20 protein-coding genes and 1 tRNA gene are annotated in these 27000 nt (G+C 42.4%); 10 read left to right on the top strand and 11 right to left on the bottom strand.

The features are described from left to right. A complete protein-coding gene (gene pcrA / locus V7K62_RS30395) occupies positions 1-2325 on the top strand; it encodes a DNA helicase PcrA (RefSeq protein WP_334871143.1) in 2325 nt (774 codons plus the stop codon). 59 nt (positions 2326-2384) lie between these two features. Further along, complete coding sequence (locus tag V7K62_RS30390) at positions 2385-2645, top strand: hypothetical protein (protein WP_334870812.1); 261 nt, start codon at positions 2385-2387, stop codon at positions 2643-2645. A gap of 104 nt (positions 2646-2749) precedes the next feature. On the opposite strand, the gene V7K62_RS30385 is transcribed toward V7K62_RS30390, so the two are convergent. From V7K62_RS30385 to V7K62_RS30370, 4 genes are all read right to left on the bottom strand, one after another. Then, positions 2750-3043 (bottom strand): antibiotic biosynthesis monooxygenase family protein, encoded by a 294-nt coding sequence (locus V7K62_RS30385; protein ID WP_334870810.1) that lies wholly within the window; start codon positions 3041-3043, stop codon positions 2750-2752. 91 nt (positions 3044-3134) lie between these two features. Further along, entirely contained in the window at positions 3135-3785 is a 651-nt protein-coding gene (locus V7K62_RS30380; RefSeq protein ID WP_334870808.1) for a retron system putative HNH endonuclease, read from the bottom strand. Then, a complete protein-coding gene (locus V7K62_RS30375; protein ID WP_334870806.1) occupies positions 3782-5038 on the bottom strand; it encodes an AAA family ATPase in 1257 nt (418 codons plus the stop codon). Before V7K62_RS30375 ends, V7K62_RS30380 begins: the two co-directional genes overlap by 4 nt. 5 nt (positions 5039-5043) lie before the next feature. Next, entirely contained in the window at positions 5044-5961 is a 918-nt protein-coding gene (locus V7K62_RS30370; RefSeq protein WP_334870804.1) for a metallophosphoesterase family protein, read from the bottom strand. A 135-nt stretch (positions 5962-6096) separates the two neighbouring features. On the opposite strand from V7K62_RS30370, the gene V7K62_RS30365 reads away from it, so the two are divergent. Both V7K62_RS30365 and V7K62_RS30360 read left to right on the top strand, forming a co-directional pair. Continuing rightward, the gene (locus V7K62_RS30365) at positions 6097-6963 is read left to right on the top strand and encodes a hypothetical protein (RefSeq protein WP_334870802.1); all 867 of its coding nucleotides are present in this window, start codon (positions 6097-6099) and stop codon (positions 6961-6963) included. Positions 6964-7182: 219 nt separating this feature from the next. Further along, complete coding sequence (locus tag V7K62_RS30360) at positions 7183-8013, top strand: ATP-grasp domain-containing protein (protein WP_334870800.1); 831 nt, start codon at positions 7183-7185, stop codon at positions 8011-8013. A 613-nt stretch (positions 8014-8626) separates the two neighbouring features. Here V7K62_RS30360 and V7K62_RS30355 read toward each other — a convergent pair. Next, positions 8627-10642: a GAF domain-containing sensor histidine kinase gene (locus tag V7K62_RS30355; RefSeq protein WP_334870798.1), complete on the bottom strand. Its 2016-nt coding sequence runs from the start codon at positions 10640-10642 to the stop codon at positions 8627-8629. Between the two features lie 94 nt (positions 10643-10736). On the opposite strand from V7K62_RS30355, the gene cobN reads away from it, so the two are divergent. Next, the gene (gene cobN / locus V7K62_RS30350; RefSeq protein WP_334870796.1) at positions 10737-14669 is read left to right on the top strand and encodes a cobaltochelatase subunit CobN; all 3933 of its coding nucleotides are present in this window, start codon (positions 10737-10739) and stop codon (positions 14667-14669) included. A 9-nt stretch (positions 14670-14678) separates the two neighbouring features. Then, complete coding sequence (locus V7K62_RS30345; RefSeq protein ID WP_334870794.1) at positions 14679-15818, top strand: peptidoglycan-binding domain-containing protein; 1140 nt, start codon at positions 14679-14681, stop codon at positions 15816-15818. A gap of 132 nt (positions 15819-15950) precedes the next feature. Here V7K62_RS30345 and V7K62_RS30340 read toward each other — a convergent pair whose 3' ends face one another. From V7K62_RS30340 to lipA, 4 genes are all read right to left on the bottom strand, one after another. Beyond that, a complete protein-coding gene (locus tag V7K62_RS30340; RefSeq protein ID WP_012407750.1) occupies positions 15951-16406 on the bottom strand; it encodes a Fur family transcriptional regulator in 456 nt (151 codons plus the stop codon). Between the two features lie 419 nt (positions 16407-16825). After that, complete coding sequence (sigC, locus tag V7K62_RS30335; protein WP_334870792.1) at positions 16826-18076, bottom strand: RNA polymerase sigma factor SigC; 1251 nt, start codon at positions 18074-18076, stop codon at positions 16826-16828. 716 nt (positions 18077-18792) lie between these two features. Further along, positions 18793-19722 carry an NAD(P)H-dependent glycerol-3-phosphate dehydrogenase gene (locus V7K62_RS30330; RefSeq protein ID WP_334870790.1) on the bottom strand — a complete coding sequence of 310 codons (930 nt, stop codon included), beginning with the start codon at positions 19720-19722 and terminating at the stop codon, positions 18793-18795. A 65-nt stretch (positions 19723-19787) separates the two neighbouring features. After that, positions 19788-20666: a lipoyl synthase gene (lipA, locus tag V7K62_RS30325; protein ID WP_334870788.1), complete on the bottom strand. Its 879-nt coding sequence runs from the start codon at positions 20664-20666 to the stop codon at positions 19788-19790. A gap of 137 nt (positions 20667-20803) precedes the next feature. Here lipA and V7K62_RS30320 point away from each other — a divergent pair. The 4 genes from V7K62_RS30320 (at position 20804) to V7K62_RS30305 (ending at position 23194) form a co-directional block, all read left to right on the top strand. Continuing rightward, positions 20804-20877 (top strand) — tRNA-Pro (locus tag V7K62_RS30320). Positions 20878-21055: 178 nt separating this feature from the next. Then, entirely contained in the window at positions 21056-22474 is a 1419-nt protein-coding gene (locus V7K62_RS30315; protein WP_334870786.1) for an ATP-binding protein, read from the top strand. A 10-nt stretch (positions 22475-22484) separates the two neighbouring features. Continuing rightward, complete coding sequence (locus V7K62_RS30310; protein ID WP_334870784.1) at positions 22485-22703, top strand: hypothetical protein; 219 nt, start codon at positions 22485-22487, stop codon at positions 22701-22703. A gap of 176 nt (positions 22704-22879) precedes the next feature. Further along, a complete protein-coding gene (locus tag V7K62_RS30305; protein ID WP_334870782.1) occupies positions 22880-23194 on the top strand; it encodes a YkvA family protein in 315 nt (104 codons plus the stop codon). Positions 23195-23291: 97 nt separating this feature from the next. Here V7K62_RS30305 and V7K62_RS30300 read toward each other — a convergent pair whose 3' ends face one another. Together V7K62_RS30300 and V7K62_RS30295 are read right to left on the bottom strand one after the other, a co-directional pair. Beyond that, positions 23292-23669, bottom strand: a complete 378-nt coding sequence (locus V7K62_RS30300; protein ID WP_334870780.1) for a GxxExxY protein — start codon at positions 23667-23669, stop codon at positions 23292-23294. A 41-nt stretch (positions 23670-23710) separates the two neighbouring features. After that, positions 23711-26917: a glycoside hydrolase family 15 protein gene (locus V7K62_RS30295; RefSeq protein WP_334870778.1), complete on the bottom strand. Its 3207-nt coding sequence runs from the start codon at positions 26915-26917 to the stop codon at positions 23711-23713. Between the last annotated feature and the right edge of the window lie 83 nt (positions 26918-27000).

The following is a 27000-nucleotide window of genomic DNA, read 5'->3' as shown; positions in this document are numbered from 1 at the left end:
ATGACTACAACCCTCGACTTTCTCAGTCATCTTAACCCTAGTCAACGTCAAGCTGTCGAACACTACTGCGGCCCGTTGCTAGTTGTTGCTGGCGCAGGTTCCGGTAAAACACGAGCGCTGACTTATCGTATTGCGAATCTAATTCTGAAACACCGCGTTCATCCAGAAAATATTCTGGCGGTTACTTTTACCAACAAAGCCGCACGGGAGATGAAAGACCGGATTCAACGGCTGTTTGCGGAACAACTAGCAATGAAACAACACGGTCAGCGTTTTGATTTGTTGACAGAATACCAACAAACGCAATTGCGATCGCAAGTTTACAAAGATACTATCAAAGACTTATGGTGTGGCACTTTCCATAGTCTATTTTCTCGCATCCTCCGCTTTGATATTGAAAAATATGTAGACGAAAAAGGACGCAAGTGGAATCGTAATTTCTCTATCTTTGATGAATCAGATGTAATAAGTCTGATCAAAGAAATCGTTAATAAAGAGCTAAATTTAGACGATAAGAAGTTTGACGCCCGCTCTGTCCGCTACGCTATTAGTAATGCTAAAAACCAAGGCTTATCACCGCAAGAATTTGAGCAAGAACAACCCAATTATCGCGGACGGGTGATTGCCCAAGTTTACAATTTATATCAAGATAAGTTAGCACAAAACAACGCTCTCGACTTTGACGATCTAATTCTTGTGCCTACTAGATTATTTCAACAAAATGAGCAGGTATTGGGTTACTGGCATCGCAAATTTCACCATATCCTCGTAGATGAATATCAAGATACTAACCGCACTCAGTATCAACTCATCCACTTATTGGTTACTAATGGCGAAACTAGAAAGAGCGAATGGGAATGGCAAAATCGCTCAGTTTTCGTTGTCGGTGATGCAGATCAATCGATTTATAGCTTTCGGATGGCAGATTTCACCATCTTGCTAGGATTTCAGGAAGACTTTGGCGATGGTTTGGTAGATGATGATACCCAGACGATGGTTAAGCTGGAAGAAAACTATCGTTCTTGTGAAAACATTCTGCAAGCGGCTAATGAACTAATTGAAAATAACACCCAACGGATTGATAAAGTCCTGAAAGCGACGCGGGGGCCGGGTGAGCAGATTACTTGTCACAAAGCCGATGAAGAACTTGCAGAAGCGGCATTTGTAATTAATCAAATTAGCACTTTAGAAAACCAAAATCCAGAGTTAAACTGGGGTAGTTTTGCCATACTTTATCGGACAAACGCCCAATCTCGTCCTTTTGAACAATTGTTAGTAGAAAAACAAATTCCTTACATAGTTGTGGGGGGAATGAGATTTTACGATCGCAAAGAAATTAAAGATGTGATCGCATATTTAAGAGCGATCGCTAACCCATCTGATACAGTCAGTTTATTACGAGTTATCAATACTCCTCGGCGAGGAGTTGGTAAAACTACTATTGATGCTTTGGTGAATGCCTCCCAACAATTAGGGACAACCCTGTGGGAAATACTCAGCGACGAAACATCAGTTAATACATTAGCTGGACGGGCGACAAAAGCTGTAAATAGTTTTGCCGCAATGATTAGCCGTTGGCAAGGGCAAATCGGTACGCTTCCCGTGACTGAGGTTTTGCAAGGAATACTAGAAGATTCTGGTTACGTTCAAGACTTGATGAATCAAGGCACAGATGAAGCCACAGATCGGGTACAAAACGTTCAGGAACTTTACAACGCCGCGCTGCAATTTCAAGAAGAAAACGAAGAAGTTTCTCTGCGAGATTTTTTGAGTAGTGCCGCCCTCAGTTCCGATTTGGATAATTTAAAAGAAGGACAGACAGCCGTTTCTTTAATGACTTTGCACGCTTCTAAAGGTTTGGAATTTCCCGTAGTGTTTTTGGTGGGATTAGAACAAGGGCTATTTCCAGGCTACCGATCGCTGAGTGATCCCGCATCTTTGGAAGAAGAACGCCGCTTGTGTTATGTGGGAATTACTCGCGCCCAAGAGCGGTTATTTTTATCACACGCCCGTGAACGCCGTTTGTATGGTTCGCGGGAAGCTGCGATGCGATCGCAATTTCTCGACGAATTACCAGAAGAATTATTATCTACCAAACGCGCGAGTCGTCAAAGTTATACCAAAACTGCTTCTACTTCTAGTGCGAAACCAGATACAACGCAGAGTTGGCAAGTAGGCGAGAGAGTATTACATAAAACTTTTGGGCTTGGTGAAATCACCCATGTTTTCGGAACGGGTAGTAAAATGTCTGTGGCAATTAAATTTGCCAGTTTGGGACAAAAAATTGTTGACCCAAGAGTAGCGCAGTTGCAACGAGTAGAGTGATACCAATACGGTTCGGTTAAGAATATTTGTAGCGGACATCCCTTTGTTTGTGGAGATTTATGAAAGCGATGCCTACGGCGGGCTACGCCTACGCACCTTTGTACTTAGATCCCGGTGCGACAAAGTTTGAAGTACCTCAACACGACTTCGGAGTACCTCAAAACGATTTTGGAGTACTTCAACACGACTTCGGAGTACCTCAAAACGATTTTGGAGTACCTCAACACGACTTCGGAGTACCTCAAAACGATTTTCAAGTACTTCAACACGACTTCGGAGTACCTCAAAACGACTTCGGAGTACCTCAAAACGATTTTTAAGTACTTCAACACGATTTTGGAGTACCTCAACATGACTTCGAGGTATCTGTTGCTTATACAGTCACAAATCCCCGATTGTTCAAATAAGTCGGGGATTTTGTTTTTCATATTTCAATTTCTTCAAAGTGTTCAACAGTGGGAAATGGATCATAAAAATGATGCAGAAGTTTTTTCCACTCTTGATACTCAACAGAACTTCTAAATCCGACAGTATGAGATTCTAAAGTTTCCCATTTTACAAGTAATAAGTATTTACCTTTGACTTCTATACATTTATGTAATTCATGGGATAAATATCCGTCCATTGAGGAAATAATTTTAGAAGCTTTTTTAAAAGCAGTTTCAAAATTGGATTCCAGACCAGGTTTAACATAAAGTATTACTGCCTCAAGAATCATAAAGTTTTGCGGTGAGAATTAAATTGATGTTATTTAGTATAAGGTGAATGCGATCTTTACGACGGGCTACGCCTACACACACTTTATTGAATCAAAAATAATTCTTGAAAAAATAGCTAATAGCAGCACAAAACGGAATATGTTGACCGTTAGCATCCAGTTTTCCATAACTTTGAGCAAGTAGCTGTATTTCTGCTTCACTTAAACCATCAGTAGCAATTAATGCAGCGTCAATTGCTAGCCTACGCATATTTTGCAGCTTGCTGATATTGAGTGCAAGCTTCTCAATCGTTGTTTCAGCAGCAGCTTTTTTAGCTGGCTCATCTATTGATTGAATTTCGCCAGAAGGAAGATATTTAAAAAAATCAGTGCAGGTTATTTCTAGAGGTGAAACCATCAGATGCTCATCGTACCAATACTTTTTCTTATGTCCGCAATGTACAGGAATAGGAGGAGGTTCTTCACTTTCTCCTTGGCACGAAGTGATGAGATTTGTATAATCCAGCGATAGATTTGGATAACTACTACGAGGTTTGAGGTGTTCTATGTGGCTAGTTTCTCTGCTGATACGCATTCCACAATAGCAACAGATGTAGCCCTGTTCATTTAACAGAGAATCATGTACAACAGGTTTTTCTGGTGTTTGGAAATTATCATCCCAATTAGGTTTCCAATCATCATTTTCTAGAGCCTTCCACTTGGTAAAGTTTTCTGGCTCCTCACCCTTTTCAATGTACTTCATCGATTGATAATTTCCTTGCGCCGGATGAGTACATCTGCCTTTACAAACTCCGGCTCATCTGCTCCAATTTCATTGGCTAACTGTTGTCGTAATTGCCTAGCACCTTCCAGGTTTCCTGCATCAATTAATCGAAAAAGTTCTAAAAGACTTTCCTTAATTTCCTGTGGACGGGCTGGAACATCCATTAAGTCTTCTAGTATTCGATTGCTATCTCTCCCAAAGGAACTTTCTGGCCTTTTAGCAACAACACCTTCGTCTGTTTTTTCTAGAATATAAATTCCTTCTGGCTTGACTTGGCTAATTACTTGAGGCGAATGAGTGGTGACAATAAATTGACAATTAGGGAATGTTCTTGTCAAAGCAGGAATAATTTCTCGTTGCCATTTTGGGTGTAGATGCAGTTCAATTTCATCAATTAAAACAACACCATCACCTTGGAGTGGATCTGGTAAACCTGGGTTAGCGATCGCTAATCGTCTTGCTAAATCTCCTACCATTGCCAACAAGCATTTTTCGCCATCAGATAGCTGATTGATGATTAGTTCCTGACCTTGTTTTTTTACGGTCATTCTCAAAGGAGAACGACGAACCCGTAAGTTAGAAAACTCCGGAAGTAGTAAATAAATTGCTTTTCTTACCGTTTCAAGCAGCTTGTCTCGATCATTAGGATTGTCTCTTAACGATTCATTCTCCAAGTCTTCTTGGTTTCTAAACCATTCAAAGAAAAACCTAAAGTCTATTTTTCCACCTGTGAGCGCTTGATCATAAGCATGTATCTGCTCAGATGAATATTTCTTACGACGAATTCTCAAGGGAATATCTAATACAGCACGATTGACATCATAATAAATAATAACTGTAAGATTAAGTTTAGGATTACTTCTCAATTCCTGCTGTACTTTCTCAAGCAGTTTTCGTAAATCCATTAAGCTACTACCGGCATATTTGCCACTTCTTTGTTTCCACTTAGTCAATGACCATATTACTTCTTGAGAATCTACTGAAATTGTAATCTCGTTGCGTGTTATCAATCTTCTATTAGTAACATCCTCTTTAGTAAAAATTCTTCCAGAAGCCGTAGAAGATTGAATAGGACTTGTAAAACGTGACAAGAGAATAGTTATACAGTCAAGAACACTTGATTTTCCTACGCCATTAATACCAATAAGTATAGTTGGCTCAGTCTGGTGGAAATCAAGCGTCAAATTACCGATTCCACGGAAAAATTGCATTTGCAAGCGCTTGACTTTCATAATAATTACGCTGATTTCAATTGAATAATACCTTTATCAAAAACGCGATTATCAATAGCGATCGCACTTATTTCTATTCTATCTTTATACACTTCATAATAAGCAAAACTTAAGTCACTGGTAGAATATTCTGTCCATTCGGAACGCCCTACAGGACGATTGCCAGCACCTGCACCACAAATTAAATAAGTTGTACCATCAATAGCACGAGTACGTTCATAATTATGTTCGTGACCATTGATGTAAAGTTGAACGCCGTATTTTTTAAATAGGGGAGTAAAAGTTTTAATAAAATCGGGATTATTACCATACTGACCCGATGAATAAATCGGATGATGACCAAACACTACTTTCCAAGGAGCATTACTAAGACTTAATTCTTTTTCTAACCAAGGTAGCTGGTTTTTCCAATCAGCATTACTGTTAGTATCTAAAGCAAAAAATTGCACAGTTCCACGGCTAAATGTATAGTAACGTCCCTTCATATTAAAGCCAGCATACTTGACTTGTAGCACGCCATTGGCAGTACGAATATCGTGATTACCTAAACAAGCCTGAAATTTCACATTTTGCTTGAGCAAAGCTTGATAGGGACGCTCAAAAACTGCACTAATTTTTTCAATTTCGCCGTTATTGTAAATGTTGTCTCCAGCTAAAACGACTAAATCATAAGGATTTTTCTTATGATATGCATTCATCGCTCCAGCCACAGCATACTGTCCTTTAGCCCCAGTCCCCGTATCTGCTACAGACACAAAACGTAATAACAAGTCTTTTTTGGCTGGGTTGGCGGCTATAGCTGTTGTTGAATCACTAATATCAGCACTTTGATGATTTTTATCGGCTAACATCCAGCTTAAAAAGCCTGTACTAATGGCGCTGACGCTACTTAAAAATAAAAATTGACGGCGTTTGAGTTTCATAAGTCACCAAATTTAATAAATAGTCAGTTTAGCGGAAACAATGAGCAATGAAGTGATACATTAAGGCAAAAGAAGGCAGCACCAGTAATAATGTACGTTGTTTGTCTTTGATTCGCTGCTTTTGGTGAAAGTTCCATGTCACAAGACAATCAGTCAAAACCGACGAATGAGCAGATAACTCAACCTCCCCAAAAACCTTACCAGAGAGTTCAGCCATTTTGGAAGGCTAAAATTATCCAACTTCTCCAAGGGACGATTGGGGTTTTAGAAGTAACGGTGGAGAAACTGGAGACAGCACCGCCACCAGGTACTGAGGAAAAACCTGGCTTTTTCCAGCAGCTTCAGTTGTGGTGGGGTGGACTGTTAAGAACAATCCGCTTGTTTTTACCATCAAATTTGTCAACAAAGTTATCAGATATAGCTTTGACGGGAATTGTTAGTGGAGTTGCTGTAATTCTCGTTTGGACGACTGCGACTGTCTTTAGTGGTAAACCTACTGAAATAGCAACTGTTCCCCCGGTTGAAGAGGTTCCTGCACCGATACCAACGATAACGACTCCACCGGAGTCAGTTGCACCAGAACCACAGCCGCCACAGCCACCAGAGGAAATTACGCCACCAACGCCTGAATCAGAACCAGAAGTAACTCCCACGCCAACACCAACGCCGACACCGACACCAATCATACAATTGACACCTGAACAAACTTTGATTGCGGCTATTGAAAATCAGGTAGCTGAAATTAGCGATCGCATTGCCTCTGGTCTGATAAAGTCAATTCAAGCCAACTTTCGCACGAGTAACTTGACTGTCAAAATTAGTAATGATTGGTACACTCTCAATGAATCTCAGCAAGACAAACTAGCTGCGGAGATATTACAGCGCTCTCAAGAACTTGATTTTACCCATTTAGAAATTCTCGACTCCCAAAATAGGCTAATAGCTCGTAACCCAGTTGTTGGTACTGAGATCGTAATTTTTAAACGGCAAACAGCAAGTTAAAATAATTCGTAATTCGTAATACTTCTCTACGAGAGGCTGCGCCAACGACTAAGCTCAGGACAAGCTCATAGCCGTTCTCGGTTGAGTGAGGTACAAGAACCCCACCCCCAACCCCCTCCCCGCTCTTCGAGAGGTGGCTATGATGTACCTCATGTGATTAGGAAACGCTATCAGTACAAGTTCGTAATTCGTAATTTAGACGTTTAACTTTAAGTATTTATGTTAGACAACATTTCGCTATTGCTGAAAGCTTGTGAGAACTTAAACATCAGCTATGAAATTCTTCATCCATCTGAAAACTTAGTCAAAATAAAACTGAATAGTCAACAGCATTATTTTTGTAACTATAGCACTCCGTTACTTAATCAAGCAGTAGCACACCTTATAAAAGACAAAGAATACACTTATCATGTTTTAAATAAAAAAGTTAAACTTCCTCGGACAGTAGGTTTTCTTTCCCCTTTTTGTGACACCAAATATAAGATTTACTTAAAATTTCCAACTATTCAAGATATCGTATTAGAAATAAAAGAAAATTTTGAAGCACCAGTAATTATTAAAAGAAATTCTGGCGCGAGCGGACATAATGTCTTTTTATGTGAGAAGATAAATGAAATTGAAACTGCTTTAAAAGAAATTTTTAATATCAATAATAAGTATGATTACGTCGCTCTTGCTCAAGAATTTATTCACATCAAATCTGAATATAGAGCGGTTTTCTTAAATAAAGAGTTAGTTTTGCTCTATGAAAAAGATATAACTGATGCGAAATTTGTCGGTAATCTCAGTCCTTTACACTGGGATGGTGCGAAAGCCAAGTATATTAACGATCCACAAATACTGTCAGAGATTGCTAATTTTGCTCAACCAGTTTTTGAAGAGTTAGACCTTGATTATGGTGGTTTTGATATCGTATTAGATCAAGATAATCAATATTGGTTAATTGAAATCAATTCTCACCCCAATTTTAGCATTTTTATTAGAGACAATGGAGAGGAGTATGTATTGAAAATTTTTGAAAAAATGCTCGATAGCCTAGCCTCAAAATAAAAAATTCACTACTTTGATTAGGTAATATAGGACTAGTATTTGATTTTTGAAATGCACGTAGTGGACTGTCTAGGCAAAATAGTCCATTAGACGTAGGTTGGGTGGAGCGGAGCGCAACCCAACTGATTATCAGGATGTTGGGTTACGCAAAGCCTCCACCCAACAAAGCAATTTTTTTGCAACATTAAAGCCATGACAGTCCACTACAAGACTACCGAGATTTTTTCAGAAATCAAATATGATTCCTATATATCGGTTTGCAGTTGAGTCCAATACAGACATGATTCCCAATCCTAACCCTTGTAACGTTGAAGAATAAAACTCCTAACTCCTAACTCCTAAGAGGATGTTTTAAAAGTTATTAGGTCGGTAACAAAACGTTTTAGATCCCCCTAAATCCCCCGATAAATTGGGGGACTTTGATTCCGGTTCTCCCCTTTTTAAGGGGAGCCAGCGCGGTCTTCTCCCAAGGGGAGACGCTAAAAGCGATAGCGCAGCGTTAGCGAGTCCGCGAGCGTCTGGGGGTTTCCCCCATGAGCGACTGGCGTGGGTTAGGGGGGATCTAGAAGTGCCTAAAATTACATCTAACCACTTTTAAAACATCCTCTAACTCCTAACTCATAATTCTCATTGCCTGAGTTGGTATCCAGACAGTAAAAATTGAACCAATACTTACAGTTGATTCTACTTCAATTCGACCTCGATGGAGTTCTACGAGTTGTTTAGTTAAAGCCAATCCCAGTCCGGTGCCTTCGTAGCGACGGCGATAGGGTGTATCTAGTTGCTGAAATTTCTCAAAAATTAATGGTAATTGTTCTTCAGGAATGCCAATCCCGGTATCTTCCACTTGAAAAATAGCAGTATTATCTTCCACCCAAAGACGTAAAGTAACGCTGCCACTTTCAGGGGTGAATTTAATCGCATTAGTTAACAGATTCCAAAGAATTTGTTCTACTCGTTTGGCATCGCCGATAAAGCGATCGCGCCTGGAATCGATTTGCAAATCAAGTATAAGATTAATTTGTTCGCTTGTGGCTTTTGTTCGCAGTGACTTCACAGCATTCTCGGCAACATTCACCAAAGAAAATTCCGAAATATTTAAAGCTGTCTTACCAGCCTCAATTTGCGATAAATCGAGGATGTCATTAATCATTTCTAATAAATGTTCTCCACTGTCGTGGATTGTTTGCAGATAACCCCGTTGTCGTTGACTCAATTCACCCAAAGGCCACCGTAATAAAGTCGAAGACATCCCAATAACATAAGTTAAAGGCGTAAGCAGTTCATGACTGATAGTAGCAAGAAACTCACTTCTGATCCGGCTAGCAGCTTCAGCGGCGAGGAGAGCATCACGCAAAGCCATTGTGCGCTCAATAACTCGTTGTTCGAGAGTTTGTTTTTCTTGGGTGAGGGTTTGCATTAACTCAGCTTGGTGAATAGCGATCGCTAATTGTTCTGCGATCGCAATCAGCAAGTTTTTTTCACTATCATTCCACTGGTGTGGGCGATCGCACTGATGAGCAATCAGCAACCCCCACAGTTTGTTCTCAAATATAATCGGTGCAGCGAACTTAGCCCGAACCTGACTTTCCCTTAAAAAATTCAACAAACACTCTTCCAGAGTATAAGTTTTTTCAACATCATCCACAGCTAAGGTAAAGCCTTGGCGATACTTCTCCCAACACTGAGAGGTGCGGATAAAGCAATTTTCTTCCGTGTAATTCAACACCGATGTTATAGCATCTGTAGCACGGGCTTCATAGACAATATAACCTCCATACTTTTGGTAGTCTCCTAGTAGAGGTTGATTATTGACTGACACAAAAGGCGAGTGTTTCTCGTTATTCTCCTGGATAGAAAAATCGATTTCGGCAGGTTCCCTAACTGATAGTTCCATGCCTGTTACCAGTGCCGTTCCATTGAGGGGAATACTGTCAGACTGGTATCGTTGAGCCTTAACTTGGGAATCTTCAAATTTATAAATTACTAGTCTGTCTAATTCCAAAAATTCACGCACCTGTGTAATTGCCGTTGCCATAATCACCGGCAAATCCAGGCTTTTGCGGATCTGTGTTGTTACCTGATTTAACAACCGCTCTTGGGAAATCTGTTTTTTTAAAGCATCTTCCACTGGCTGACAGATATAAACTGCCGGCGCAATTTGGCTTGGAGGTGCTATTATTTCTTGGTTTGGCTGAGTTAGGAGATATTCTAATAACAACAGCGTGAATTGACTTTGGAGCGTGGCATCATTAGGTCTAATAATTTGCTGATAGCGTTCAAGATTTTGGTGAGTATCAGAATCGCACTCAAACAAATCTCTCAATTCGTAGACAAAAGAAGCGATCGCATCTAAATTAAAAGTCAACTGAGCATTGATTCCTGAGTAACTTCCCTGCTCCTCGTCAAAGTTTCCTACCAAGAGCGTACTAAACTGCTCAGAAACCACTAGTGTAAACCTTTGCCTTTGCCACTCCCCAGGTATACAAATTCGTACTAACACAGCTTCTGTCAGTACTAAAGCGGCACTTCCCACCGTTTGAGCCATCTGTTCTAACAACTCCCCAAGCTGATTAAATACAACAATAGGCAAGGTTCGAGAAAAGCTCAAATCAGGAGAACTAAGCATTTTCAATCATTTTGGTAAGAGGGGGCTGAATGCAGGGAAAAAAGTTTGTTTTGATTATCTACTAACCAACAGTTTAAAACGGTAAGACAGGATTATGCATCGTATAAGTAGTACATCGGGTGGATGGAATCAGTCAGAGGGTTTAATTTTTTTAGAACAAACTCCAGCGCCTTTCGTGTTGATTACGGCTGCTGATACCGACATTCAAACCTTAGCAGCTGCGGTGACAAAATTACCTGCAAGCTTTCCGGCATTAAGAGTCGCCAACCTGTTGCAGTTGCAGCAACAATTAAGCATAGATACTTATGGAGAGCAAGTTTTGGAACTTGCCCAAGTAATTATTTTGCGCTTATTAGGAGGACGTTCTTACTGGGGTTATGGCTTAGAAGTAGTGCAAGAAATTGTGCAACGTAATGGTATAACCCTGATTGTAATGCCAGGGGATGACGCTTTTGATCCCGATTTAATTTCTCAGTCTACCGTGCCCTTGGGTGTTGTTAACCAGGTATGGCAGTATTTTAGCGAAGGCGGCGTGGAAAATTTCGTTAATGCTTTGCAATTTATCTCTGACAGTTGCTTGTTAACTGCATATAATCCCCCGCCACCTCAGCCAATTCCGCGTGTGGGATTGTATGAATGGGGGACAAGGGGACACTCTGAACTGGATGAATCCACCTCAGAACTCCGTTCATCCACCTCAGAAGCTCAAGGGTTCCAATACCCCATGCCCCATGCCCCATGCCCCATGCCCAAAATTGGCATCCTTTTCTACCGCGCTCATTATTTAGCGGGAAATACTAAAGTAATTGATGCTTTATGCGAAGCTTTGGTACAGAAAAATTTACAACCAGTGCCAGTATTTGTTTCTTCATTGCGTGACCCAGATGTGCAAGTTGAGTTGAGTGAATTTTTTCAACCCAAAGAAGCCGAATCAATCGCTGTGCTGCTAAATACTACCAGTTTTTCTCTAGCACGCTTGGAAAGCGAAACACCCCAAACCGACCTGTGGCAAAAATTAGATGTGCCTGTGTTGCAGGTGATCCTCAGTGGCGGGTCAATTGAGCAGTGGGAGTCACAGTTTCAAGGGCTTTCTCCCCGCGATATTGGAATGAATGTAGCGCTACCAGAAGTAGACGGGCGAATTATTACTCGTGCTGTGTCTTTTAAAGCATTGCAAACTCGTAATCCCCATTTAGAGACAGATGTAGTAATTTATGAACCAGTGAGCGATCGCATCGAGTTCGTTGCTAAACTAGCAGCAAATTGGGCGCGTCTACGTTCCAAACCACCCCAAGAACGGCGAATTGCCCTTATTCTGGCAAACTACCCCAACCGAAATGGCCGCCTCGCCAATGGTGTGGGACTCGACACCCCAGCTAGTTGTGTAGAAATCCTCCAAGCTTTACATCTGGCTGGATATGAAGTAGAAAATCCACCTGCCCAAGGAGACGAGTTGATTCAACGGCTAACAGCTGGCGTAACCAATGATCCAGAAGGTCGAGAATGGCTTCCGGTACACCAAAGTGTTTCTTGGGAAGAGTATCAAGAATATTTCGCTTCTTTGCCGCCAGCAGTGCAGCAAGGTATTAGTGAACGTTGGGAAATGGGGCAGGGAGCAGGGTGCAAGGGAGAAGAGTTTTCACCTCCGCCCCCTGCTCCCTGCACCTCTGCCTCTATCCCCGTTCCCGGAATTCAAATCGGCAACATTTTCGTGGGAATTCAGCCAGCAAGGGGTTATGATAATGACCCAAGTTTGAATTATCATGCGCCGGATTTAGAACCAACTCATGCTTATTTAGCTTTCTACTATTGGGTTAGAGAATGTTTTGGTGCTGATGCTGTAGTTCATGTGGGAAAACACGGAAATCTAGAATGGCTACCCGGTAAAAGTGTGGCTTTATCGAGTAATTGTTATCCAGAAGTAGCTTTTGGCGCACTTCCCCATCTGTACCCGTTTATTGTGAATGACCCTGGTGAAGGTTCCCAAGCCAAACGTCGCGCTCAAGCGGTGATTATAGATCATCTCACGCCGCCAATGACTCGTGCGGAACTCTACGGTTCTTTGCAACAGTTAGAAAATTTAATTGATGAGTATTATGAAGCGGACAGTTTAGATCCTTCGCGTTTGCCCATGATTCGCGATCGCATCCACGAACTGGTAATCAAAGAAAATCTCCATCTAGATTTAGGAATCCAAAATGAAACAGAAATTTTTAATTCTGTTAGCGGAGCGTCATCTTTAATTTTGAATTCTATCGGTGGCTATCTTTGTGAATTGAAAGAAGCCCAAATCCGTGATGGGTTGCACATTTTTGGGCAATGTCCCCAAGGACGGCAGCTACGAGACTTAATAGTAGCGATCGCTCGCATCCCCAATCGCCATTCTTCAGGTATTACCCGTGCCATAGCTCAAGATTGGGGTTTAGACTTCGACCCCCTCACAGCAGATTTGTCAATGACTAGTGGTGAATACTCAATAGTCAATGGCACAGAATGCCGTACCCTCGGTGATATCGTCGAAGTCCTAGAAGAACACGCCGCCCTTTTAGTAGAACAACTCATAACTCCCTGTACGGGTTTAGCAATCCTAAACCCCTCCCCACTCAGCACTACGCTTAACTGGATACGCGATCGCTTACTTCCAGCTTTACAACAAACCCACGAAGAAATCACCCATTTATTACACGGACTCGATGGCGGATATGTCCCCAGCGCTCCATCTGGCGCACCCACACGCGGCCGCCCAGAAGTTCTACCAACAGGGAAAAACTTTTATTCTGTCGATATTCGCGCCATTCCTACAGAGACAGCTTGGGATATCGGGAGAAAAGCTGCTGAAACTCTCGTTGAATATTACACTCAAGAGCATGGTGAGTATCCCAAAACACTAGGTTTATCAATGTGGGGAACAGCCACCATGAGAACTGGGGGTGATGATATCGCCGAAGCCTTGGCTTTACTTGGAGTTCAACCTGTATGGGATGGTGCAGCGCGGCGAGTAGTAGATTTTGAAATTTTGCCCCTAGCGATTTTGGGGCGTCCCCGTGTCGATGTCACCTTGCGAATTTCTGGATTCTTCCGGGATGCTTTTCCTAACTTGATTGACTTATTCGATCAAGCAGTGTCAGCAGTAGCAGACTTAGATGAACCGCCAGAACAAAATCCCCTCGCCGATGCAGTTCGCCAAGAGACTGATTTGTGGACAAAACAGGGTTTAACTTTAGAAGAAGCAATGGTGCGATCGCGCTATCGCATCTTTGGTTCTCGCCCAGGTGCTTACGGTGCCGGACTCCAAGGTTTAATCGAATCGCAAAACTGGACAGATGACGAAGATTTAGCCCGCGCCTACATTAACTGGAGTTCTTACGCCTATTCTTCGGGAAACTTAGCAGAGGGGCAGGGGAGCAAAGGGGCAGAAATTATTCCTAATTCCCAGTCCCCAATCCCCAATACCGAAGCCTTCAAACAACGCTTGTCTCAAATGCAAGTTGTCCTGCACAATCAAGACAACCGTGAACATGACCTACTCGATTCTGATGATTATTACCAATTTCAGGGTGGCTTAACTGCTGCGGTGCGTTCTCTACAGGGAAAAAATCCTCAAACTTATTTTGGAGATAATTCTATACCCGCCCAACCACGAGTCCGTCAACTGAAAGAAGAAATTGCACGAGTGTATCGTTCTCGCGTAGTTAATCCCAAGTGGATTGCAGGAGTAATGCGCCACGGATACAAAGGTGCTTTTGAAATGGCGGCGACAGTAGATTATCTATTCGCCTACGATGCTACAGCTAAATGTGTCGAAGATTACATGTATCAAGGCATAGTAGAAGCTTATTTACTCGATCCAGTTGTCTTAGAATTTATTCAGGAAAAGAACCCTTATGCATTGCGTGATATTGCTGAAAAATTATTAGAAGCACACAAGCGCAATTTGTGGGAGGATGTAAATATAGGAACATTAGAAGCTTTGAGGAACCTAGTACATCAAGCTGAAGCAGTTATCGAAGAAAAATCAATGGTGTAGGAAACAAATATGGAAAATCTTGCGTATTTGCACCTAGCTTTCACCTACGAAGACAGCACACCCAGTGAATTGGTCTCCCTCAGTTCTTTGTTTAACAAAGCAGCTGCGCCAGACTGGAAAAGGCTTTCAGGTAGGGCTTGGAAGTATATGTTGCCCCTTGCTCTGTCTTTATCTATTCTTGGCGCTGTCAGTAGCGTCATGGCACTGGAAAAAGGCGATCAAGGCCCTTCCGTCAGAAATCTACAACAAAAGTTGAAAACAGCAGGTTTTTTCCAAGCTTCCGTTACCCAGGTATATGACGTATCCACACAAGCAGCTGTGCGGCGCTTCCAAAAAGCCGCTGGTTTACCAGTGGACGGCATTGTTGGAGCAAGCACCCTGCAAAAATTAGAAAGTTGGCAAGCTAAAAAGCCTACAACTACGGCTACAGAAGCTAAAAAAACCACTGCTGTAAGTACACAAGCCAAAAAGCCTAGCACAACAACTTCAGCTAGTTCAGCCACCAGCAAACGCCGCAATCCCAACTACCTTGCTAAGGGGGATGAAGGTGAAGATGTCAGAGCTTTGCAAGAACGGTTAAGAGTCGCAGGCTTTTATTACGGAAACGCCACAGGAATATTTGGCCCAATTACCGAAGAATCTGTCAAGCGGTTCCAAGATTCTTACAAATTAAGCGTTGATGGAATTGCTGGCCCAGCAACATTAGGTAAATTGCCGGGAGTTGGCATCGGTGATGGAGAAGAGGCTCCTAAAAAGGTAGTCAATCGAGACAAACTTCGTGTAGGCGATCGCGGTGAGCCAGTTAGAGTTGTTCAAGAACAATTGATCCAGGCAGGATATTTAGAGGGAGAGCCAAATGGCTATTATGGCCCCTTTACTGCCGATGCTGTAAAGAGATTTCAGGCAGCGAACTACTTGAGTGCAAGTGGTGTTGCTGGCCCAACTACACGAGCTAAGTTATATAGCTCAGTTAATACTACTAGCAAAAGCGAATTTAATACCCTAGAAATTCAAACGCGACTACGAGAGCGCGGTTTTTATAAAGGCAAGCTGAATGGTGTGATGGCAGATGACACCAAAAAAGCGATTAAACAAGCCCAGGAATTCTATGGCATTAGCCTTAAGGATCTTAAGAGCGGACGCTTTTAACATCCGCTTTGGTGTCGTTAGTATCAGTCCCCAACTGGTTGCTTGCCTCCAGTAACAGCAAATTACAAACTGCTCAAAATTCCAATTATTTGGTTAATTTGAGTAGTTTCGTCTTATTTATCCACCCAACTGCTAAAGCGGCATCAGCGCCCGTTGGCACTTGGGACACACTGCATGGATGGTCATTTGACAGTCTAAGAGGTGGAAACCTTCTTTTTGAGCGGTTTTCGACCCAATTTTTAAAATGGAGTCGTTTTTAAACTCAATAGTTGAGTTGCATCTAACACAAATTAAGTGATGGTGATGATGGGGATAGGGCTGGTTGATCTCATAATGCTTATGTCCCTCGCCCAGTTCTAGTTCCCGTAAAATTCCCATTCTAGCCATCAACTTCAAAGTCCGATAAATAGTTGACAGACTGATCCCTTCACCATCAGTTTCTAGCCGATGATAAAGATCCTCCGCGCTCAGATGTTCACCTTGCGGAAGTTCTTGAAAAATGTGTAAAATTGTTTCGCGCTGGGGAGTTAATCGCCAGCCTCGTTCGTTCAGTTCTGCCTTGAGTGAAGTAGTTGTGTAGACAGTCATACTAATATTTCTCAACAAAGCTCGTTAATTGAGAATATAACAAATCTTGGGAGCAATTTGCAACAATCATTGCCTATTGAGAATTTATGCTAAATATTTAAGAACAATTCATCAAATCTTGATCAAAATTCAACTAATAAGCTGTAGTGCATTTAATTTGCATACAGCTAATAGTTAGGATACTTGTAACGATTGCATCCCTTGACTTTGAATTTTGCATAAGTTAATTTTGAATTGCTTAGTTGCTCCCTACCTTCAAGATATGTGAGCAAAGGTCTGGGGAAACTCTTATACAATTTAATGCAAATTATTTGCTACAAGCCTCTAAGAGGCTTTTAACCTGGGGATCAAATCAGCCTTTTGTCCCTAGTCATTTGTCAAGTGTAGTTTTCTAATGACAAATGACTAATGACAAATGACTAACTTAGAGACTCCAAATAGTCGCGGATGAGGTTGCGGCGCTTGGGTTGACGTAGCTTTTGCAAAGCCTTGGATTCAATTTGTCGCACTCGTTCGCGCGATAAGTCAAGAGCGCGGCCAATTTCTGCTAAAGAATAAGGATGACCATCTGCCAAACCAAACCGCATCAGAATTACATCGCGCTCCCGGCTAGTCAAATCTGATAGAAGATGATGCAAATCTCTTTGTAAAGATTCTCGCATTAACATCTCTTCTGGAGTTACACAGTCAGTTTCGAGTAATTCGCCTAACTCAGTATCTTTATCCTTGCCTACCTTGGTTTCCAAAGAAACGGAGCGAGGCACCCGCAACAAAACTTCTCGTACTTGGGTCGGTGTCATCTCTAACTCAGTTGCTAAATCTTCTAGAGTTGGAGTGCGACCTTTTTCTTGAGCAATTTTGCGTTGGGCCTTTTTAATTTTGTTTAACTTTTCGGTAATATGAACCGGTAGGCGGATCGTGCGACTAGAAGTAGCGATCGCCCGTGTAATTCCCTGACGAATCCACCAGTAAGCATAAGTACTGAAGCGATAACCCTTAGTTGGGTCAAATTTTTCTACAGCCCGCTCCAAACCTAATGTACCTTCTTGGACTAAATCCAACAATTCTAAACCGCGATTTTGATACTTCTTGGCAACAGATACAACTAGGCGAAGATTCGCCTTAATCATGTGTTCTTTTGCTTGCAGTCCTTGGGACTGAACTTGCTCCAACTCTTCTACCGTCAACTTGGCGATTTCAGCCCAGCGACGTTTGCCATCTGCCAAAGTCGGTCTGAGATCAGATAAAACTATGTCAGCAGTGGCAGCCCATCTTTCCAAAGACGGGCGATGTCCTAGTTCGGAAGTAAGACGTTCTTGAACTTCAACTAAGCGAAGATAGGGCGTAATTACTTCATCTCCAAGCTTTGCGGCGTTAGCAAGTACTATCCGCATTCGCAAGTAGCGCTGGACTTTTTGAGCTTCTGAAACCTCTTCATCCCGCCCTAACAAGCGAACTCGACCAATTTCTTGAAGATATAGACGTACTAGGTCTGTACTCCGACGGTTATTGTTAGCAGCAAAGTTAGCATGATCAACAGAAGCCATCTCTAGCTCATGTAGGTCATCTACCGATAACTCACTGTCATCAACCGTGAGATCCGAGTCCAAAGCCTGGCGGGACTTTCTGGTATTGTGGGGGGCATCTGCATAAAAAGATGTTGCTGGCATAAAGATCGTCTCAATGGCTCCAGGTAACAATAGATTACGGTCAGCTTAGATTACGGTCAGCTATTCAACTGTTGCTATTATTCCCGTGATTTACGATGAACTAACACGGTTGAAGGTTCCATTACAATTTTTTTAGAAATTAACTGTAAGGGTTTTATTGGATACAGGATTACTGAACTTAATCGGCTGCTAAATTTTTGATTTAACCAATAGCTATTCAAATCGGCAGCTAGGTTTTCAATATTTCAACTACTTAGTTAACATTTCAACCTTGATGGTTTTTGATAGTAGCTTTTGTAACACAGTATAAACATCCTTCAGTGAATGTCATCTTTATAATTGGCATAGTCACATTTACATGGCTACAAAAGTCATATCCTGACGATTTACTAATTTTTTCTAAGGATTATTCAGGTATAAGTAGAACTAATAGATATTAGGGAAGTGATTAGTCTTAACGGCAAAAATTCTCTCGACACGGAGATAGAAGACGGGATAAATTATCAAATACTCTCTCGGTGTTCCCGTGTCCTCTGACATGTCAGCCTTAACGTGCCAATTTCAACTTGACAGACTACTAACTAGTAGCCCATCAAAGCATATTGCTGAGTGCTGTTAGCGGATAGCTAGGGTTTAGCCGGTGCTGAGTATAAACCCAGTTATTTCAAGGCTTTGAGCAATCAACACTGTCCTAACCTATCTGACTACAGCTATAACTAGTAGTTGTACTCTGGCTTGATATCTCGCAGCATCAGTTCATCAAGTGCTTGTCTGGGTGTGATTTCGCCTTGAAGCAACCGATAAACTTGCTCGGTAATTGGGACTGCTATATTTTGTTGCTTGGCTCGTTGCATCAAAACCCGGCAAGTGTTCACTCCTTCAGCAGTTCCTTGCAAATTTGCGAGAGTTTCTGTAAGTGACTTACCACCAGCTAGCTGATAGCCGACTTGGTAATTGCGACTTAAGGGACTATTGCACGTTGCTAACAAATCTCCTAGACCCGATAAACCATAAAATGTTTCCGTCTTTGCACCCCAGTTGTTGCCGATGCGAACCATTTCGGTAAGTCCACGGGTGACTAAAGCAGCTTTGGCATTGGTTCCCAGTTGTAAACCATCGCACACACCAGCTGCGATCGCAATCACATTTTTCAGTGTTCCCCCTAATTCCACCCCCAAGGGATCGGGATTGGTATATACCCGGAAACGATGAGAAGAAAATACTAACTGCACTACTTCCGCAGCCGTGGGAATATTACTGGCTACCACCGTGGCTGCTGGTAATTCCATTTGAATTTCTTTTGATAAATTAGGCCCAGACAAAACAACCACTGGATGGTTAGGGAATATTGTTTGCCAAATTTGTGACGGTGTGCAGGTGGTTTGGGGGTCTAAACCTTTCGTCGCTGTAACAAAAATTGTTTCTGGAGAAAGGGGGAAAGACTGGACTTGGGAAGCAACATCTCTCACACCAATCATCGAGATAGCGGACACGACTATTTGGACATCTTTTAAAACTGTTTGGAGAGTTTGGGAACCTTGACGCGACCACACGCGCACCTGATGACCATTCCCTGCGGCGAGATTTGCTAGAGATGCACCCCAAGCACCCGCACCAAGAATTACTACAGATTTTGGATTAGTCATTAATCAAAAGTCTCCCCATCACCCCATCCTCTTTGCTCACCAATCTAAAATCTAAAACCTAAAATCTAAAATTGGCTGCGTGGGTAACGTTCGATTAATTCTCTGACTTGTTCTGCATGATATGAACTTCTTGTCAATGGTGAAGAAACAACTTGTAAAAATCCGATTTCTTCGCCGAATGCCTTCCAAGCCGCAAATTGTTCTGGATTGATAAACTCATTTACTTGCAAGTGCTTTTGACTGGGTTGGAGGTATTGCCCAATGGTTAAAATGTCGCAATCTACAGTTCGTAAGTCTTGCATGACTTGGCGGATTTCGGCATCAGTTTCACCGAGTCCAACCATGATCCCGGATTTAGTGTATGTGCGAGGGGAAACTTGGCGAGTGCGTTGCAATAATTCTAATGTGCGATCGTAGTTTCCTTGGGGACGCACTCGGCGATACAGGCGTGGGACAGTTTCGGTATTGTGGTTTAAGACTTCTGGCGCAGCTTGTAGAATCAACTCTAGAGCATTCCAATTACCGCATAAGTCAGGAATTAGCACCTCAATTGTGGTGTTGGGTGAAACAGAGTGAACCGCATTAATACACGCCACAAACTGAGATGCACCACCATCAAGCAAGTCATCTCGGTTTACAGAAGTGATTACCACATGATTGAGTTTCAGGCGGCGAACAGCTTCGGCTAGTCGTGAAGGTTCCGTGGGATCTAGTGGTTTGGGTTTTTTCTCAAAATCTATATCGCAGTAGGGACAAGCGCGTGTACAAGCTGGGCCCATAATCAAAAACGTGGCAGTCCCAGCGTTGAAGCATTCACCAATATTCGGACAGGACGCTTCCTCGCAAACTGTATTGAGGGCTAAATCCCGCAAAATTTCTTTAACGTTACCGATGCGCTCACGCCCAGGTGCTTTTACCCGCAACCAGTCTGGTTTTACAGTCACAATCCGCTTTTACCATTAGAGTTATACAAATTTAATCGTAGCAAGCAAAGCCTTTGATGAAGTGATCATATATAGATGTAATTCTGATATTTGGCACAGGTTGTGATATTCTTATATTTACAATGCCATTTTTATGGCGGGATGTGGCGCAGCTTGGTAGCGCACTTCGTTCGGGACGAAGGGGCCGCTGGTTCGAATCCAGTCATCCCGATTTGTTGCACATTCGCTAATTAATGTCGCGACTTTGATGAGGTGGAATTAATTCCACTACACTTCATATACTGAAAAAGTTCAGAATAATCCCGAACCAAGCGTGCCTTTCAACCCTCCGATTGAAAAATCTATCTGTAAGTATCAACAACAAAAGCAGCTAAGGAGGCGATCATCGCATGATTACTCTTGAAACCCTTGAAAAGTGGCTGCTTGTACCGACAGAGACAGAACGGCTTGAATTCAAAGAAGCCAAACAACAGTTTGATTCGACTAAGCTGCTGAAATATTGTGTATCGCTGGCGAATGAAGGAGGTGGTTATATCGTTTTGGGCGTTACCGATAAGCCACCTCGCCAAGTAGTAGGTTCGCTAGCTTGGGGAACAGCAGAAGCTCTGAACAGTATTAAGGCGAAAATAGTTAATGAACTCAGATTTCGGGTAGAAGTTACAGAATTACAACATCCAAATGGTCGAGTGCTAGTTTTTGAAGTGCCTTCCCGTCCTCTAGGTCGTGCATTGGATTATCAGGGAGCCTATCTGATGAGAGCCGGCGAAGAACTGCAACCAATGACTCCTGATATGCTGAAGCGGATTTTTGCAGAAGACCAACAAGATTGGTTTTCCCAACCCGCCCGATCTGACGCTAGCCCTGACGATGTAATCGCCCTCCTCGATAATCAGAGCTACTTTGAACTATTAGGCATTCCCTACCCCACCAATCGCGATGCCGTCCTTGAAAGATTGCAGAGCCAAGATTTAATCAAACAAACAGCCCAAGGTTGGACAATCACCAACCTAGCTGCCATCCTTTTGGCAAAAAAACTTGATGCCTTTTCCCTCGCATTGGCTCGTAAAGCACCCCGTGTCGTGATCTACGAAGGTATCAGTAAGCTAAAAACCCGCGATGATAAAACGGGTAATCGAGGATATGCAGTTAGCTTTGAGAGGTTAGTGGATTTTGTCCATTCAGCAGCACCGCAAAATCGCTTTGTCGAGGAAGTTGTGCGGGAAGAAATGAAGATGTTCCCCAAACAGGCTTTACGAGAACTTATTGCTAATGCGCTAGTGCATCAAGATTTTCTAGCGACGGGAGCTTCTGTGATGATCGAGATGTACAGTGATCGCATTGATATCTCTAATCCTGGCATCCCGCCCATTAAGGTAGAGCGCTTTATTGATGAAAATCGATCCCGCAACGAACAACTCGCCTACCTAATGCGACTTTTCGGTATATGTGAAGAAAAAGGCAGTGGTATTGACAAAGTTATAAGCGCAGCAGAGGACTTTCAACTACCCGCACCAGATTTTCGAGTGGGTGACACACGTACCACAGCAGTACTGTTTGCCCATCAAGATTTTGCCAACATGAGCAAATCAGACCGAATTCGAGCCTGCTATCAGCATTGCTGTCTGCTGTATGTCAGCAATCAACAAATGTCTAACCAAACCCTACGGGAGCGGTTTCGTCTAAGTGAATCAAGGACAGCAACCGTTTCTCTGATTATAGGAGCTACCAAAGAAGCTGGCTTGATCAAAGCAGACGAATCCGAATCAACCTCTACCCGCTATGCTCGCTATCTCCCTTTTTGGGCATAAAAGTGCTTTAATGCAAACCGAGATTAGTAACCATCAAAGCCTGAAACCCTTACATAATCAGCAAAAAAGTGCTTTAACGCAAACCGAGATTAGTAACCATCAAAGCCTGAAGCCCTTACATAATCAGCAAAAAAGTGCTTTAACGCAAACCGAGATTAGTAACTATCAAAGCCTGAAACCCTTACATAATCAGGAAAAAAGTGCTTTAATGCAAACCGGGACAAGCTAAAAAATACGCCGAAAAATTGCAGACGTGGTTCGCCTACTCCACAAACTGCGATCGCATCTTTTTATCCTTGTTGACAGATTACGAGTAGCGTCTTCCATACTAACTAGGGCGGTTATTCGCACCGGGAGTTTCTAGCATAATTTGTCAAAATTAAAGATAACTAGGAGGTTCAAAATATGAAATTTTCAATCCAATCACTTTACACCTGGTATCGCAATGTGCTTCGTAACCCCAAGTACCGTTGGTGGGTGATTTTAGGAACGTTGGTCTATTTGGTCAGCCCTTTTGATGTTCTCCCAGATTTTATACCCGTTGTGGGACAGATTGATGATGTTTTCCTTTTGACTCTGCTAGTTAGTGAGGTGTCTGGGCTAGTAATTGAAGGCTGGAAAGCTCGTAAGGGTGATGTGGGTACTGAAGTACCTAATACTACTGAGGGTTCTACGTCTACTGCAAGCACGATTGATGTTGATGCTGTTTCGGTTAAGTAGATTTAATAAAACCCCTGCTTTTGGAATCTGAGGTGGGGGACATTTTTTTTAACGCAGAGGAACGCAAAGGGAAGCGCAGAGGTTCGCAGAGGAGGAGTTAGAGGTTGTTGGCTACGCGTTTTATACCTTCTTTGAGGTGGAGGACGTTAAAGTTGAGGAGAAGACCTAGTTTGCAGTTTGCGAGTTTGAGATAGGTTAGGAGTTGAACGGAGTGAATCGGGTGGAAGGATTCTACAGATTTAATCTCTACAATTACTTTGTTTTCGACTATCAAATCTAATCTATAAACGCATTCCAATTGCACATCTTGGTAAACCAAAGGCAATGGAATTTGTTTACCAACATTTAATCCGGCTTTCTTCAACTCATAATCCAAACACTCTTCATAAGCCGACTCCAATAAACCAGGCCCCAAAGCAGTATGCACCCTCATCGCACACCCAATAATCACCCCACTCAACTCATTCTCTCTCATCCTCTGCGTTCCTCTGCGTTTCCCTCTGCGCCCCTTTGCGTTTAAAAATCCTTCACAAATTCCGTCAAGAACCTCAATGCCTTCAAAATATAACTAGCGCAATCTCTAGGAGAAGTGTTATAAAACGATCGCCACGCACTCGCCTTATCTTCATCATAGCGATCGCTGCGTTGACTATGATTCTCTAACCACGCCAATCGCACTGCATGGCCAATTAACACATCCAACACGATATATTCTTCAATTTGCAGATTAGGATTATTGGCAGCGATCGCAGCTAATTCGATTAATGCTTCAATATTAACTTGGCGATATTCTGGAGCTTCGATTTTATTCAGCAAATGCTCAACCAAGAGAGCAAAATTTATTTCCCCGGCCGTCATTTCCGACAGCATTATCTCACTATCTAAACGATTGCGGCGCTCTAGTTTATCGCCAATTACTAGACCCTTGCAATGTTGCATTAATAGCCAAACTTGCTTAAAAAATTCTTTTGGTACGCGCCCCGTCGCACCCTCGGCTTGGCGAAACCGCCGCCAACCTCCAGGCGGGACTTCTATTCCTTCACCGATTCCTGGTAACACCACCCAAGCAATATCACTTTCTTTTTGTTTGACGTGCAGTGATTCTTGCTGGCGCAACAGGTTACTCATGCCAGTATATCCAGTTAATACCTGACGCAAGCGCATTTTCACTTCAAAGGGTGAAAGTTGCATTAAGTAATCATAAGCTTCATCTTGAGTTACGTGTAATTCCCGTGCTAGTTCGCTGGTGATCAATAAGATGAGATAGCCGACTCTCAAGGTTAGTAGTCCTTGGAATAATTCGGGTTCGGAGCGAATTAAGATACCAAGATAGATTAAAATTTCTTGGGTGAGGACGCGATCGCGTATATCCTCACGACAAAAATGATTAATTTTATCGGCAATTTCATCGTGGGACATGGGTACGGTAATCAAGGACGCTTCACTGTAAGCTTTACCCACAGCAATTTGCTTACTCCTGACCAAAATACTCGTCACTGCATCTGATAGGCTGATATCAACCATTTGCCGTAACCCCGCAGCCCGACGCACTACCGCCCAAATGCCTAAATCTCCGGCTTTTGTGTAAACCTCATCTAGTAAATCGCCGACAGTGACGGGATATCCTGGGCCGCCGTACCCCGTATCAAATTTCATTCCCTGCAAGCGAGTTAAAGTTTGCAATAACTCAATTTGCTCGTAGATATTCTCTGATGAGCGCAAATAAGAAAGTAATAACCCAAAGTTGGTTTCACACTCCATTTGAAATTCTTGGGTATTTCCTAAGCGCCAGTTTTTCTGAGGATGATCAGCTAGGTAATAGCAACGTAGTCTAGCATTTTTCACTGGCGATCGCGAGAATTCTGCATTTGGAAGAAAATCAATTCTTTGGATTCCAGCTGTTAGCATTAGCTGATTTAGCCGCCCTAATTTCACTCGCACACCGTTACAAACACCATCTTTCAGTTCTTGCATCAGTTCTAGTAATGCTTCCGAACCGATTTCTAACATGGTGTGCGTCAACATTAAAGTCAAGGTAGGACGCCCTAAATCACTCCAATATTTTTGAATGTAAGCTAGTTCGCTTCTAATTTGATCTAGCAGAAAATGGTAATCAAGAGTTAAGTAAAACTGTTGAGAGTCAGAAAATGAAGGCAAAAACACAATTGTTTCACCGCGAATCCGAAAGATTCTAGATGTTGTTAAACTCCGCAACCGCCGCACTGGCCGTCCAGTTAAACCAAGTTTATCGTTGCGTCCAATTTGGGTATAAATAGCTGAAAATTCTCCAGCTTTTCTCACCTGAATCGGTTCTACTTGGGTAGGCGTTTGTGCTTCAATGCCGTGAACTTCTAGTTTTGTCTGTAAATCTTCATCTTCTGCTAATAAAGCAATTTGTACCAACGCCTCTCGCTGTTTTCCCACACACAAATGCCTTCCCAAAGGGTCGATATCACCAACCGCTAGTAACCCCTCACTCAACATTTGACTGAGGAAATATAAACTCTGCGCCCACACCAAAGGAATATTCTCATTGGGTAAACGTGGTTGCGTTTGGGGTGCTAACTTTTCTGCTTCTATGCTTTCTGATGGGACATAATAAAGTTCTGGCAATAAACGCAAACCATCTTGTTCTATGAGTAATGATTCTAAAAGCTGTTGGTATTTTTTAACTTGTTCTTGTTCGCCGCGAAATAATCCATCTAGAACTAAATAAGTGAAAAATAACGGCCATTCGCATTCAATATGCTCAAATTGCTTGAGTTCCCACGGTTCGTAGTGCAAGCGTTGATTATCTTCTAAAACCGTTTGGTGTCCATCACGCAGAAACCGTTTGCAGCCGTATTTTCCTGCGAGTTTATTGATAATATCGTTTAAAGTGCGATCGCGTAACTCCAAATCTTCTACTGCAAAGGCAGGATAACTAATAATACTTAACAGCGCCGCATCAATTTCTTTGGAACCAGATTCTCTCGGTAATAAGGATTCTAAAGTAATCCGGGCGCGGGCAATTTCATCTGGTAGCACATGAATCACTGATGCTTGACTACCACGCACACCAAACAAATCCAGTCCGTTGATAGCTTCTAAAGCAGCTTTTGCCATGCCTACAGAACTGGCATTTAACTCAGCACTACCCCGATTAATTTTATTCCCACGTTCCCAAATGCCATAATCTGGTGTGCGGTAAGCTCGTCCAATGTAGTAAACCAAATTTTGGACGAAATTTACTTCATCAATGGTATAAATTATTTGCAATCCTGCTGCCGTCATTTGCCCCAATATCAGCAAAAATATAGATGTGGCATCAAGTTGCAAATGTCCCCATTCATCATCACCAACAACAATATCACCAGTCGCGGTATTATATTTGGCGTGTAGTCCATCTAGTAGCGACTGAGTATGTTTAAATGTCTCTACTTTATGAGCTTGTCGCATCATTGCAAAGAGTAACCCGCGCATCAGTTTGATGACACTGTGTTCTAGTTCATAGGTGCGTCCTTTGTCGTCGTCAATCTTGCGGTATGCAAGTCCTAAACCCCAAACGGCCAAAATGCTGTAAACGTTGTCTCGTACCCAGGCATCTGTATAATCGCCGTGGGCTGTAATCGCTGTACTCGCAGGTAGTAAACCAGTAATCGGATTTTGCCGAGTCAGGATGATCGTTTTAATTTGCTGGTAGTAATAGTCTAGGCGAACTAGCAATTGGGTGGATGTTTTCATGATTTGGTTCAGAACTACTTGCAGAATTCCACCCTATGACTGTGAAGTGAATTACCTAAACCAAGCCAGAACAAATCGGCGAT

Origin of the sequence: Nostoc sp., assembly GCF_036917935.1 — a bacterium.
Lineage (GTDB): Bacteria > Cyanobacteriota > Cyanobacteriia > Cyanobacteriales > Nostocaceae > Nostoc.
This window is presented reverse-complemented; position numbering and strand designations above follow the sequence as displayed.